Consider the following 14,076-nt stretch of genomic DNA (forward strand, 5'->3'; position numbering starts at 1 on the left):
CGGGGCAGCGGACAAGATGCAGGTCACGACCGGGTCCTCTATGCAGTTGTTCAGGGGTACACGTCAGCCGGGCCCGGCATGGTGGCGTGGACCCGGCTGACGTGATGCCGTATCGGTGTTACATGGCTTTGATGCGGTCGTGGTACGCGTTCGTGTACGTGATGCGGATGGCGTCCAGTTCTTGGTCGAGTTCCGCCCGGACCTCGTCGGGCACGATGAGGTCAGTGGCTTCACCGTCAGCGATACTGTCAGGGTCGGGTGGGTATGCGCCCGCGTACCGCTCACGCCATGCCCGGCGGGCGGCCTCCTGGTCGCGCAGCATCTGGACGCGTTCAGGGGACGGCCGGTGGGCCGGTTCGGTGCCATGCGCCTGGGAATTAGTCCTCATTGATCCATTTTACGCCGTGCCAACGGGTGATGACCAGGGTTTCCTTCCCGATCCATTCCTGGTCACGAGACGCCTTCGCGGGCCTGCCGACTTCGGAAACGTCGAACGGTTGCGGATAGTCCGGTGCGCCCCACACCGTTTGGTCGACCCGTTCCAGCAAGTCAAATGCTGCTTGCGCTTGCGCGGCGAGCCATGCGGCACGGGCACGCAGATCCGCCGCCAACGCAGGACCGGTGCCTGGTGCAGCGGCGTCGGTGCGGCATCGTTCGGCGGCCGTCTGATAGATGCGCGCCGTTCTCGTCAACGCCTGCCACATCGTGTTCGCCTGGGACTCCCACGCCCACTCGTATCCGGCCCGCGCCCACGCATACCCGCCTGCTTCCAGCGCCGCGTACACGCGAATGGATTCGACCCTTGAAGCCTGGTACCAGCCCATCAAATGGTCGTTGAACGCTTGCGCGATCCCTTGACCGTGGAAGTCCGCATCAATGCTGAGGAAATTGTGGTGCGCGGTGAGCCGGTGCCCGTCCGCGTGGAGCGAGCGTTCGAAATGGCCGACGGAGGTCCCGTTCACGAGCAGGTCGCCCTTGATGAACCATTGGTCGCCCGACTGGATCGCGCTGGCGACTTCGACAGTGAACGGGCCATAGTCGTGCTCTTCAAACACCGCGAACACGGCGTCGCGAACGGCTGAGCGGTTCCCGGTGGCGAACATGTCACGAACCAGCAGCGGGTAGGTGCCGCTGCCGAAGTCCACGGCGGAACGTTCGCCGCGCCACGCGTCCGCGAACGATGCCGCGATCGCACCGATCACGTCATCGTCGGTGCCGCGCGCCCACATGACCTCGACCCGGTTCGCTTGCTTGCTCGTCCCGTCGACGGCGATGCGGAACCGCCCCGCGGGTGTCTCGTCGCCAGGGTCAGCGAAATACAAAACGTCAACGTACGTGACCGAGCCAACCGTGGTGAGGTCGTCAAATTCGACGTAGTCGCCGAACTGGTCGGTGTACGCCGCAGCGGCCTGTTCAGCGGCCCCGCGCGCATAGTTCATGGCGCGGGCGTCGCGACCGGTGCCCGCAAACAGGACCCCGGCCGGGTCGACACCCAGTGACGCTGCCGCATCCGGTACTGCCGTATCTGACCGGTTCCACGCGTCAACGAACGCGGCACCAAGGTCGGCAACGAACGCACGGTCATCGGGGGCACCAGTGACCGCGTCAGCAGACGACAGGACCACTTCGGGCCCTCGACCTGCGTCGGTGACGACCACGGTCAGGACACCGAAGTCGTCATCGTGCTCATCGAGCACGTCGAACGTCACCAAGGTCCGTGCAGGCTCGGCGTGCAGACCAGCGAGGCGCACCAAGTACTCCTCAGGATTGAGGAACGCGTCGGCCGTGAACGCATCCGCGGCATCGGAAGCGGCCTGTCGCAGCCGGCGCTGCACGCGCACGTCTCCGGTCTCGTGGCCACCGACGAGGAGTGCCCCCGGGTCAACCCCAAGCGACGGCGGTGCCGCCGGGTCGGTGTCGGTATCGGAGGTGGCGGGCGCTTGGAAGATCGCGGCCAGCCCCGCCGCCAGGTCGGGCCGGTCCTGCTCGTGGTGTGCTGTGTCAAGGAAACCGGCGGTGACCGTGCGATGCTCCGTCAGTTTCGTGCGCCACGTGTTCGCGTGCCGGGCGGCGGCGAGCCGGTCCAGGCGCGTGAGCGCCAAGTCGGCTTTGCGGTCCCAAACGTCGATGTGCCGTTCGATCTCACGTTCGCGCTGTACCGCTGCGTCACCACCGGGATGGTCAGGGCCGCGGTCAGGCAGCGTCGAGACGCCCGGTATCCATGCGGTGAGCGTGTGACGGCAATGCGGATGCAGCAAACCTGCGGCGATAGCTGTCGCCAGGGTGCCTTTCGGGACCGGGCGGGCGCCACTGCCGACGTAGGCGGCCAACGCGTCATCGTCGCGGGCGAGCACGCGGCCCTCCCACGGGCGGCACGTGACGCACCGCTGCGCCGACACGGACACGGACACGCACGCGATACCAGCGCTGCCGGCGTACTCGAGGTAGGCGTCCGTAGCGGTGCGACGCAGACGCGTCTGACAAAGCGTCTGCGTCCATGACCCGACCGCATGCATACGGCCGTGCTGGTCGGGCACCGTCAGGCCCCGGTCCAGGAACCGGTTCCAGGCAGCGTTTCGCAGCGTCTCACGGGCGAGCCCGGTGAACCCGGCCTGCGGGGACGCGTCACGCACGGCCTGTTCCAGACGTGCCGCAGCGGCCGTGAACGCGCCGTCAAGACCGGTCATGAGGCCGGCGGCGGTCTCCCGCACCACCGTGTCCACGTCAGGCAGGTGTTCGACCGCTTGAGCGAACGTGACCGGCTGACCCGTCGTGTACAGGAACAGCGGCCCGAGCGGCGCCCCGAGGTCAGTGACGTCAAGCCCGGCTGCTTGGGCATCCTCCAGGAGCGCCGCGACGCCAGCGATGTAGGCCTGAGCAGTGGCAGGGACAGCGGCACGCAGCGCTTCCCGCAGGCGACTGCGGGCCCGCTCAGTCGCGGTACGCACCTCATGCCAGGCTCGATCGGCGTCGTCATCGAACGCTCCCGCGCCGAGGAGACGCCCCGCGAGACGCACCAGCGGTGCCGTGGCGTCCGTGACCGTGTCAGCGAGCAGCCCGGAGGCGTCGGTGACGCTGTCGCGTCCGACTGGCATCAGGGCCGTCCGGTGCGCGGGCCCGAAGGCATCTCGGCCATGCAGGGGCTCACTGCGGTGCCTCGATTCAGTTGTGGTGGCGAAAAAACCAAGACTGGACCGGCAACAGGGCAGCACCGGCGTCAGTGCGATGCGTGGATCAGGTGGCAGTGATGCGGTCGTGGCATCAGGTGATGCCGTGTCCGCGGCGGCGACCGGTGCCGGCCTACAGTGCGGCACCGATGCCGAGCAGGGCGATCAGGTTGAGGAGCAGACCGTGCCCGTCGACCGCGACAGAATTGACGGGGTGCCAGTCACGCCAGGGAGTGACCGCTCCGGTGTGCACGGCAGTACCGTTGCGACTGTTGCCGGTCCGGTCCGGACGCGGCCTACACGTCACCCTCACCGTCAAGCCATTGCACGCCGTACCACTGGTGACTGAGCAAGACGTCTTTCCCCAGCCACCGGCCCGTGCGGGCACGGTCAGGTGGCATGCCCACTTCCGAAAGGTCCTTCGGCGTCGGATAGTCCGGTGCACCCCAAACGGTGGCGTCAACGCGTTCCAGGAGCGCGAACGCGTCCCGCGCCTGCGCCGCAATCGTGTCCGCCGCTGTGCGCAACTGCGCGGCAGTACCCGGATTCGCATGCCCTGCGGCTCGTGTCCGCAAGTCGTCAGCCAAAGCCTGGTAGCGAGGCGCGGTCTCGCGCAGCAACTCCCACATGGGCAAGGCGTCCCGTTCCGCCACCCAGTCATAGCCGGCTCGCGCCCACGCATACCCGCCTGCTTCCAACGCAGCCAACACCGTGACGCTGCGGAACCCCGACCGGCGGTACCAGCCGAACAGGTGCCGGTTGAAACCGGTAGCGATACCGCGGCCGTGATATTCAGGCAGCAGATACAAGTAGTCATGGCCGACGTCGACACGGTCACCGCGGGCCCGGAACGACCGTGTGAACGTCCCCGCCGTGGCCCCGTCGACCACTATGTCGCCGCGAACGGTCACGGTGTCACCGACACGGTTGATGCTAGCCACCTCAACGTTGAATCCGTTCCAGGCGCCGCGTTCGAACACGTCGGCGACACCCGCACGGATCACCGACAGTGGCACGCCCGGAGCGAGCAGGTGGCTGCCGACGTCGACCGGTTCGACGCCGGCCGTGGGCGCGGCAGCGCTGGCACGCCAGGCGTCGGCGAACCGGTGCACCGCGGCATCAACTGCTGCCGGGTCGGCTGTGTCACGGACGTCAAGGTAGTCAAGGCCGACCTGGTGTCCCCACCGTTCGCTGCCGGCAATCGATATCGCGAACGTCGCGAGCGTGCCCGTTTCGTGCTCCGGTGTGACCGTGAAATGCGCCAACACACCGGGTTCGCCTTCGCTGGTGAACTGGTATACGACCGTGAACGGCGCCGCATCAGCGGTGTTGAACGCTCGCGCCATCTGCGTCGCCGCTTCGTTGGCGGCCGCATGCGACTGGTCGCCGGACGCGTTCGTGAACGCAGCCAGGTCAACGAGGAGGCGGGCGCGGTCAGGTTCGGTGACGTCGACCGTCACCACCGGTGCACGGTTCCACGCGGCCGCGAACGCCACGGCAGCGTCGGCGACCGCATCGTTGAACGGGTGCGCCGGTGCAACGTCGGTGACGGTGACGCCGTCAGCGTCAACGTTGACGGTGAACGTACCAAGATCGTCATCGTCATCGTTGGTGTCGGTGACGTCGATGTCCATGACCGTGCGCGATGGTGACACTGCCAGCGTCGAACGAAACAAGGTCACCTGGTGGTCAGCGGTGAACGACTCGTTGTCGTTGAACGCGTCCACGGCATCCGTGACCGCCTGCCGGACGCGCCGCAGCACAGCACGGTCCAGCTGCCCGCCAGCAACAGCCGCACTCGGATGCGCCGCCAACACGGGTTCGGTGTCGACCGTGGCCCGCCACATGCTGGCGAACTCGGTCGCGGTGTCCCACACGGCCGCCGGACCTGACGCCGACGACACTTCCAGGACCGGAGCGTCCGGGGTGCCCCGAACCGTGAAGATGGCATACCCGACACGGTCACCTGTCGGGTCCAACATGTGAAAGGACACCCAGGTGGCGTCAGTGTCCGCCCGGGTGAACGCGGGCGTGAACCGGTGGACGGCGTCGGGGTGCACGGCGGCGAAGTCACGTGCGGCCCTGGCGGCGGCGGCCGTGCGTTCCCGGTCGGCGGTCGCACCGCCAGGGCCGGTCAGCATCTGCCCGAGCGGCACGGTGATGCGGTCAGGGGCCTCGCGGCCGTGTTCGTTCGAGTCACGGGTTTCCGTGTCGGCGTCGGTGGCCGGTGCCGCGTCGGAATCGGTCGTGTCCGCCGCGGTTGCTGAACCCGAATTGAGATATTTGATGCCGTCCCAGTTCGCACCGACCATGGCGGCTTTCCCCAGGTGCTGTTCGAAGATCGCGTCAGTGCGACCCTCGGGCGCAGGACGGGCCCGGCCGATGGACGCAATGTCGTAAGCGGTCGGGAATCCAGGGGTGCCGAACGTATGCGCTTCGGCGCGGTCGAGGACCACATCGGCGTCGTCCAGTTGCGCTTCGATCCAGGCGAGCCCGGCCGCTTCGATATCGGTCAGGGTCCCTTCCCGGGCGGCACGCCGCAGCGGCGCCGCATACCGGTTCCATGCCCGCCGCTGCTCGTTCAGGCGCCCGATGATCTTGTCGGCGTCATCCTCGGTGAGGAAGTCAAACCCGGCGCGCGCCCACGCGTACCCGCCGATGTCCGTAGTCGACACCGTCACCGCGTCAACACCCGAGTCGCGATACCAGTTGAACAGGCGACCGTTGAACGCGGCGGCGACACCGTTGCCGCGGAAGGCGTCAGCGACCGTCAAACTGTTGTGGCCTGCTTGCAGCAGGTGGTCTTCGACGAAGATGCTGCGGTCGAACCGGGCCACAACGGCGCCGTCACGGTCATAAAGTCGACCTTCAACGGCGACACCGTCACCCCTGACGGTCACATTGACCAAGTCGCAGGTGAGGCGCCCGAACCCCGGCACGTCCAGCGGTGTCGCTTCGAACAGGGCACGGACGGCGTCGCGACGGGCGTCGTCGGGGTACGGCTGTGCAAGGTCAGCGGCTGACACCGTCCAGTGACCGGGCCCGTCAGGAAGCACCTGGCCCTGGAGCGAGCCGGACACCGGCGCTGGCGCTCCTGGTGCAGATCCGGCCCCCACGGCGGACGTGCGCAGGGCCGCCAGTTCGGCGCGGGCCGCCGCGGCCGCGGCAGCCACCCGGTCGCCCAATGCAGGGTCGAGCGCGTAAGTTTTGCGCCGTTCGAAACTGGTGAGGCGACGCGTCAGTGCACGCTCGTCCCGTTCGGCAGCCGCGGCCGCAGGAGTACGGCCGTCACCTGCCGGTATGAGCGGTCGATCCGGTGTCCACACGTGCGCGCGGTGGCGGCAATGCGGATGGAACAGGCCCTTCGCGCGCGCCTCCACCAACGTTCCCACTACCGCCGGTGCACCGCCCGGGTCAGTGCCGGGATCGGCGAGTGCGAGCCTGGCGCCTTCCCACGGGTCACACCTCGGACAGTCCGCCACCGACCGGGACACGGTCACATAAGCGGCGCCAGCGGTCTCGAGCACGTGCACGTACGCGTCGAGGACGGTCGCACCGACCATGGCGTCAACGGTCGACGCGGCGTAATCGGCCAGGTTCCACGTCCGGCCGAACTCGTCACCAGGCGTCCGCAATCCCCGGGCGAGGTACGCATCCCAAGTTGTCGCGCCCGCACGGGCACGTTCAGGACCGCTCCTTGCTGCCGCGCCCACTTCCCCGAGCGCATGTTCCACAGTCGAGCGCGTGGCCATAGCGGCGTCCTCGAGCGACCGGGTGAGGTCACGGACGCGTTCACGCACCACTTCCAAGCCCGGGACGATCTCCCGCAGCTGCATGAACGACCGTGAACCGTGACCGGTCACGAACGCGGCCACCGCGTCCAGGTCACCTGCCGCGTCCGGGTCGAATCCCGTGCCATTGAGGTCGACGGCAGCCGCTTGTGCCCCGGCGAGCCACGCACGCAGCAACGCGTCCCGTGCCGCCGTCGACACGTTCGCGAGGTGTGCTTGCTGCGCCCGCGCGTACGCTCGCGTGAGCTGTCGTGTCAACGCCGCCGGGTTCCCGCCCGGCGCATCCGCCCGCAACTGCGCGGTCGCCCACGCGAGCACGTCAGCAGTGAACGGCGCGAACGGCGCCCTCAACGCGTCGCCCAGCCCGGCCGCAAGGACCCGGGAAACCGGCATTTACACCCCGGGGACGGCGGCAGGATCAGCGAGCGGACCCAGGCCGCGCTCCGTGGCGATCTGGGTCGCTTCCGCGTCGATCTGCTCGGTCGACCAGTCCGGGTGCAGGAGCGCCACACGCGTACGAATGGACGTGGCTTCGGCGATGTTGAGCGCCTGCAGCGTCTGCGCGTCCTCCAACGCCGACGCCGGAACCGGGTCGCCGAAGTCAACCAGGACCGGGCCCGCCTCCGGTGCCGCATCGGTACCGAACACGGCCCGGGTGACGTCCATGAGCGCCTGCGTGATCTGCGCGAGCGGCGGCGCGACGTACCGCGTCATTTTCGCTCGCGTTGCGAGGGACGCGGACTGCCGGGCACGGAACTCGGTCGCGGTGACCGCCGCGGGCCCTTCGGATTCGTGCCCGAATGACGCGGGGGAGTACCCGGCTTTACGGAGGATCTGATGCATGAGTTCACGCGCGGTCCTGGAGTGTTCCTCGACGCGAATGGCGAACTGGGTTGCGGTGATCTGTGGGCCGCCGTCACTGGAGGGCAGCATGCGCAGCGGCACGAACACTTCCTGGTCCGCGTGCCACGTCGCACCGTCACCAGGTGCACCGGGACGCAGGTAATCCTGCGGGACCACGAGGCGGGCTTTACCGAGCCGGAGGTCCCGCATCCACGACGACCACGTTTCGTCGAACGCGTCCAGGAGCGGTTCCGACCCGGCAATGTCGGCGCGGCCGAGTCCGGCCGCTGCAGGCACATGCCGCCACAGGGGTGCGGGGCGCACGTTCGGGAGGTACGCGATCGCGAGACCGGTCGTCCCGGTCGCTACGGCCGCTTCACGTTCCGAACCGGTCGCTAGGCCTGCCGTCATGGGGTGCGCGGCGAGCGCGAGCGGACGGCCCAGCCGCGTCCCCGTGCCCTGGTACAGGCCGTGAAGGATGACGCCAGGTTCGTACCGTTCAAGATGGCGGATGACCGTGGCGCCGTCGTGTTCGAGGACGGTACTGACGGTGACCGCCGCAAGGCGACCCCACCGCCATTCGGGGTACACACGGTCGGCCTCAACGGTGTCAAGCCAAGCTTCACCGGCGACATTCCGGTCCCAGCAGATCCGCAAGAACACGCCGCCGAGCGCGGACTTTGCCTCGCCAGCTTCCATGAGCGTCGCGGCGAGGCCGCCCGCCATACGCTCGCTCAGCCATGCAGTCGCTTCAGTGTTCCCGGCGACGGTGAGCGTCGGCGGCTTCGCGAACAGGAGCTCAGCGGACTTCGCGGCGATGTCGGCCGCGAGCGGCACATGCAGTTTCGTGCGCTGCTCGCCCACGGGAAGGGGCTGCCCCCACCACATGCGCGCGAGCGTTCCCTGAACACCCCCGCGGTACTGTGCCGGGTGATTGTGCAGCGCCGGGGACGCCTGCCCACCGTAAATCGCAGCCAGGGCCTCAGCGTCACCGGACCACCAAGCGCCCCATTCGGCGTGTTTGACGCGAACGGGTTCGAGCGCTTTCGGCAGCCACGGTTGATCGGTAGTAGGCAGTGGCATGAGCGAAGGTCTCCATATGCAGTTGTGTGCGGCAGAACGTCAGCGGACGTGTACAGGTCCGGCCTGCGGGGGCGGCATCAACCGGCGGCGCATGAGGTCGACGTACTCCGGGTGTATGTCGATGCCCGTGAAAGGCACGATCTTCAGCGAGAGCCGCCAAACCGGTCGAACCGGACCCTGCGAACGGGTCCAGGACACGGCCGCCAGGCGGGCAGACGTAGCGGATGATCCACGCCGCGAGCGCGGGAGGGAACGGGGCTGGGTGCGCGACCTCGTCACCGGTAATGTTCTGGCCCAGGCGGATGCGGGCAAGGTCGATGCCGCGTGCGATGGGATGCGGGACGTATGGTGCCGTACGGAGCTTGTGCCGGCCGTAGCCGTTGCGGAAGAGTCGGCCTTCTACTTTGAACGGCTGCGTTTGCGGCCGCCCGTTCGCGCGCGGGTCGCACCACGGGCGGGTCCTGCTGGGAGCGAACCAGAGAATGTGCTCCCAGGATCGCCGGGGCCGGTCGTTTGGCGCGGTCGGCATGCCGGAGCCTTTGTCCCAAATCCACTCATCCACTTCGACCCAGCCGCGTTCGCGAAGCTCAAGCCGGGTCCGCAGGACGTAGTCGGAGAGTTGGCCGCCGCGAATGTGGGGCCGGATCACGATGGCGACGGAGGCTCGGTCGGTGAGGGCGGGTTTGGCGGCGTCGAGGCGGTCGGCCAGCCAGGTCGGGTAGATGCGTTCGTGCACACCGCCGTAGTCGGCTTTGCGCTGCTCAGCATACGGCGGCGAGGTCACAATGCAGTCAACGGATCGCGGCGTCAAGCGCGGCAGCACGTCAAGGGCGTCGCCGCAGTGTAGGTCGAAGGAAGCGGTCATGACAGCTCCTGCGACAGGAGTGGGGTAGGGCCCGGGTCGCTGACGGCGGCAGCGGCGGTTGCCGCGGCGCTCGCGAGGCGGCGGCCCATCATGGCCACGTAGTCGCCGTCGCGGTCGACACCGACGAACGAGCGGCCTTCCGCGATCGCGGCGACACCGGTCGAACCCGAACCGGCGAACGGATCAAGCACCGTCCCACCAGGAGGCGCGAGATAACGGATGATCCACGCTGCGAGCTTCGGCGGGAACGGCGCCGGGTGTGCGACGTCATCACCTTTCGTGTTGTGCGCGCACGGCACGCGCGCGACGTCAGTGCCGCGGGCGATACCCGCATAGGGCGCGGAGTCCGCGGTGACGCCGCCGTACTGGTGCCGAAACATGCGGCCGCCGTGGCCGGTGAACATGCGTTCGGTGGCGCGGCCGTTCGCTCGCGGGTCGCACCACGGATGCTTGCGGGGCGCGAACCACAGGATGTGCTCCCATGATCGGCGCGGCCACAGTTTCGACCCGATCGGCGGCCCGGAGCCCTTGTCCCAGATCCACTCGTCGCATTCGATCCAGCCGCGTTCGCGCAGCTCCAAACGGGTGCGTAGGACATAGTCGGACAGTTCACCGCGGCGCACATGCGGCCGGATCACGATCGCGACCGATCCACGGACGGTCAGGGCCGGACGTGCCGCCTCCAGCCGGTCGGCGAACCACACCGGATAGTGCGCTTCGTCGACGCCGCCGTATTCGCGGCGGCGTTGCTGCGCGTACGGCGGCGACGTGACAACGCAGTCCACTGAGCCTGGCGCGAGACGAGGGAGCACGTCGAGGGCGTCGCCGCAGTGCAGCTGGAACGAGGCGGTCATGGGTCCTATGCAGTTGTGAGGTGAGTGCGCTCGTTTCGGCGCCTCAAACGTGCTGTTTCAACAGGTTGGGGGGCTGCGGTGGGGCCCGAGAACTGCTAGCGTCGTTCCATGATTGAACCCCTCATCCCAGTACTCGCCAGCATGGTCCCGGCCCTGGCCCGTACCACAGCGCAGGCGGTGGAACGCTGGCTACTGGCAAGAAAGCACGAAGACCTTCGCTTGGTGCACGTCTACACCAGCGACACCGAAGCTGGTGAGGCACTAGTCAAAGCGATCGAAGAACTTGCCGAGCAATGTGACGCTGAGGAAACGAAACACACTGAGCCGATCTACGGGTCGCTTAGGCAGTGGGTGGTGGCTCGATTCCAGAGGAAAGCCGCATCTGAAAAGTTCGACGCATATATGGCAGCGCTCGCTCGATCGTTGGAGACCAAAGCAGTAGAAAAGGAGCGTGCCCAACTTGCTGCCTTGGAAGCGCAGACACTCATGGCAATGTCGTCAGCGGTCGCGGCGACTCCTGACGCTGCCATCATGACTGAGAAGTTGCTTCTTGTGAAGTCCGGCGAATGCACTGTCGCGAAACCGATCACTGAGGCCGAGCGGAAGTTCCTCATGGAAAACCACGATCTCTTGTCGAAACCAGCGACCCTTCTGGAGATGATGCAGGTGGCGCCGTCGTTGACCACTGCGCCCGAACTGATCGAAGGTGACGCGAGCTGATCGTTTAGGTGCTGAGCAATCGTCCATTCCACGTCCCACGCGTGGTGTGGAGCCCGTACCTGAGAGCGTCGCAGTTGTGCACGAGTATGCCTGAAGCGAAGTACTCAGGGCAGTCAGCGACCGTGAGGTTCCAGACGGCCTGCTTCTCGGGCATGGCGGTTACTCGCAGCACATGAACGTCCGCAGAAGCGGCTTCTGCTGTACTTGTTGGTGCGGAAGGCGGCACCGCAGTGCTCACATGAGCGGGTGACGTCGTCAATGCCAGAGGCGCGCCGCCACGCCGACTTGCAGGCGTTGGTGCAGAACCGTTCACTACCGTGCTTCGAGAGCGTGTCGTAGTGTGCCCCGCACTGGTCGCATCGGCGTTCATGCGGTTGACGGTTTGCCCAGGTGCGGGCACCGTGCCTGGTGTGCCAGGCCCGTCCAGCTTCGGATTGGTGCCACGCGCTGGCCAAAGGTCGGATGCGTTCGAGGTGGGCGAGCCGTTCGGGTGCGCATTCACCGGCGCGATCGTCGCTGTGGTGCAACTGGTGCGCTGCAGCGGTGATGCATTCGAGATTACTTGGGTTGTTGTTGAGCGGGTCACCGTCGCTGTGATGGATGTGGTGGCCTTCGGGGATGGCGCGATCGTGCTCGGCCATCCAGATTTCTTCGTGAAGACGCTTGACGCCGCGTTGCCGGTCGGCGATCCCTGGAACGTAGTAGGCGCGCTCGGCCCACTGCTTGGCATCGAGGTACCGGCGGAACTTGATCCCTTGGAAGACAACGGTATCGACTCGTTTTGCCACACATGAAGTTTATCCGCGTATCGCAGTGTGTCCAATCGTTTCCAGCCGTGGCCCACAACCCAAACTGGATGGTTTCCTGTCCCTGTGAGCATGCGGCCGTCCGAAGTCTCCACCTGATACACCGTGGCGCTGGCGCTGGTCATCCCTGAGGCGATGACAGGCTTCATGCCTTTGCGGGTCAGTACCCGGTCCCCCGGAGCAACGGTCTCGATCGGCCGCAGCCCGGCGCCGGTCACTACCGGCGTGCCCGTGACAAAGCAACCGTGGTCGTCGACTTTCACGGGCGCATCGATACCGAGCTTGGCTTTCTTCGGGTCCCACGCGTACGACGCGATCTCGTCGATGAGGCCTTCGCAGGACTCGTGGACGCGGAGTCGATCCGTGGCGATCAAACCGGAAACGGTCCGGATGCCGTCGGCGACCGCGTTGTTCGCACGGACCGGGTTGAGACCGTCGCGGTGCGCCTGCTCAATGAATGACGCCGCCGACGGGTCGATGACCACGTACGGGTCGCCGAGCTGCTGCGCGGCCATCCAGTCGCGGACGTGTCGTGAATATTCGACGTCGGTCAGCTGCCGCTGCTGATGGCGTTTGCGCGACGCCCACCGCCACTCCGAGGCCACATGGAGCCGGCGGTCGATGCCAAGGCCGATCGCGAGCGCAACGAAGTCGTTCACGGTGCCGTAGTCGATGCCGACGCTGATCCATTCGAGGATCTCCGGCACCGTCTTCTCGACATGGGCCTCGGGGTTCCAGGCGTCGAAAATGACGCCGTCGGCCATGACCCACAGGCCTTCAATGAACCGCTGGTACCACAAGCCGGTGTACTCGGCTTTGAGGTTCTGGACGTAATCGGCGCCGAGCCCGGGGTTGTCGGCGAGGGTGAACCGGAACCGGGCGAGCGAGAGTTCACTGGCACGGTCGAGGAAGCCGACCTTAAGCCAGTGCCGGGGCCCGTCCGGGTTCGTCGTCGCTAGGAGCCTCGCGCCGGGGACGGACAGGCGGGCGAGGAGCTGCCGGAAGAACGCCTCGGGCACGAGCGTGGCTTCGTCCACGTACGCGAGGTACGCGGTCATGCCGCGGATTTTTTCTTCGGCTCTCGCGTCGTTCGCGCCGACCAAATGCACGGTCCGGCCGAGAATGACGGCCCTGCTTGAACCCGTGGTGTGCTTGACGGTGTCGGCGACCGGCCCGAACAGTGCCCTGTCCTGCAATGGCGCAATGATGTTGCGTTCGATGGCTGCGAGAGTGCGGCCTGCGCAGACGATCAACCCGGTGTCGGGTGCTGCCTGCACTGCGAGGATGAACGCAACGAGCGACGCGATGGTCTTACCTGACCTGACCGCGCCGTCGAGCACGGTTATGCGCCGTTTGCCGGATTCACGGATCGCTTCGAGTTGCTTCGGCGACAGCAGCAAGATCAGTAGGGGTGGAGCTATGGAGTTGTGCCGCCAGGCCCTCCAGGAGGGACGTGGCGTGTTCGAGGCCAGGACCGTCACCGCCGACGAGCGCCAGGTACCGGTCGACCGTGGTCGCATACAAGCGGATCAGGTCGGCAGGATCGAGGTCGTCCAAGCGGGTGCGCACGGTGGTGAGCGCTGCCGTGGCCGTTTCCAGGGCGATGTCGGCGGCGCGGCCGCGCGCGGACCCGGGTGCGGCCGCTTCGGCGGCAGTGAGGAGGGTGATGCCGGCGCGGCGGGCGACGTTGGAGACGGTGGAGGGGGCGACGCCGTGCCGCTTTGCAATCTGGTTCCGTGACAGGGCGCGTTCGCGCAGGTCTTCGAGGATCGCTTGCCGCTTCACTGCGGGGAGGCCACGGTTCATGGTGGACCTCCATGGCGATATTCGATTGTGGGCACAGTTCAGGCCAGCACCGGAAACACTATCGTTGCGCAGATCCTGCGGCAAAAAAGTTCGCCGCACTACGGTGAACTGCAAGAACACAGTGCTCAGACCGGTGTGTCA

At 67.0% G+C, this 14,076-nt stretch carries 9 protein-coding genes and 1 pseudogene; 1 reads left to right on the forward strand and 9 read right to left on the reverse strand.

Features of this window, described 5'->3' with window-relative positions:
- Window positions 1–118 precede the first annotated feature (118 nt).
- From LO763_RS22895 to LO763_RS22920, 6 genes are all read right to left on the reverse strand, one after another.
- Window positions 119–388, reverse strand: coding sequence for a hypothetical protein (locus LO763_RS22895; RefSeq protein WP_230789381.1), 270 nt, complete (start codon window positions 386–388; stop codon window positions 119–121).
- Entirely contained in the window at window positions 378–3,095 is a 2,718-nt protein-coding gene (locus LO763_RS22900; RefSeq protein ID WP_230789383.1) for a phage minor capsid protein, read from the reverse strand. The genes LO763_RS22895 and LO763_RS22900 overlap by 11 nt, the downstream gene beginning before the upstream one ends.
- 368 nt (window positions 3,096–3,463) lie before the next feature.
- Window positions 3,464–7,351 (reverse strand): phage minor capsid protein, encoded by a 3,888-nt coding sequence (locus tag LO763_RS22905; protein ID WP_230789386.1) that lies wholly within the window; start codon window positions 7,349–7,351, stop codon window positions 3,464–3,466.
- The gene (locus LO763_RS22910) at window positions 7,352–8,665 is read right to left on the reverse strand and encodes a phage portal protein (RefSeq protein ID WP_230789389.1); all 1,314 of its coding nucleotides are present in this window, start codon (window positions 8,663–8,665) and stop codon (window positions 7,352–7,354) included.
- 124 nt (window positions 8,666–8,789) lie between these two features.
- Window positions 8,790–9,749, reverse strand: coding sequence for a DNA-methyltransferase (locus tag LO763_RS22915; protein WP_230789392.1), 960 nt, complete (start codon window positions 9,747–9,749; stop codon window positions 8,790–8,792).
- Window positions 9,746–10,603, reverse strand: coding sequence for a DNA-methyltransferase (locus LO763_RS22920; protein ID WP_230789394.1), 858 nt, complete (start codon window positions 10,601–10,603; stop codon window positions 9,746–9,748). Before LO763_RS22920 ends, LO763_RS22915 begins: the two co-directional genes overlap by 4 nt.
- A gap of 108 nt (window positions 10,604–10,711) precedes the next feature.
- On the opposite strand from LO763_RS22920, the gene LO763_RS22925 reads away from it, so the two are divergent.
- Window positions 10,712–11,323: a hypothetical protein gene (locus LO763_RS22925; protein WP_230789396.1), complete on the forward strand. Its 612-nt coding sequence runs from the start codon at window positions 10,712–10,714 to the stop codon at window positions 11,321–11,323.
- Between the two features lie 113 nt (window positions 11,324–11,436).
- Here the strand turns inward: LO763_RS22925 and LO763_RS30085 are convergent, their stop codons facing one another.
- The 3 genes and pseudogenes from LO763_RS30085 to LO763_RS22935 form a co-directional block, all read right to left on the reverse strand.
- Window positions 11,437–11,964: an HNH endonuclease gene (locus LO763_RS30085; RefSeq protein ID WP_369432060.1), complete on the reverse strand. Its 528-nt coding sequence runs from the start codon at window positions 11,962–11,964 to the stop codon at window positions 11,437–11,439.
- A 281-nt stretch (window positions 11,965–12,245) separates the two neighbouring features.
- Window positions 12,246–13,610 (reverse strand): annotated as a pseudogene (locus LO763_RS30090) (PBSX family phage terminase large subunit); the annotation flags it as partial.
- Window positions 13,492–13,935, reverse strand: coding sequence for a hypothetical protein (locus LO763_RS22935; RefSeq protein WP_230789399.1), 444 nt, complete (start codon window positions 13,933–13,935; stop codon window positions 13,492–13,494). The gene LO763_RS22935 and the pseudogene LO763_RS30090, both read right to left, overlap by 119 nt.
- Window positions 13,936–14,076: the final 141 nt, after the last annotated feature.

It is taken from the genome of Glycomyces amatae (assembly GCF_020991375.1).
Lineage (GTDB): Bacteria > Actinomycetota > Actinomycetes > Mycobacteriales > Micromonosporaceae > Glycomyces > Glycomyces amatae.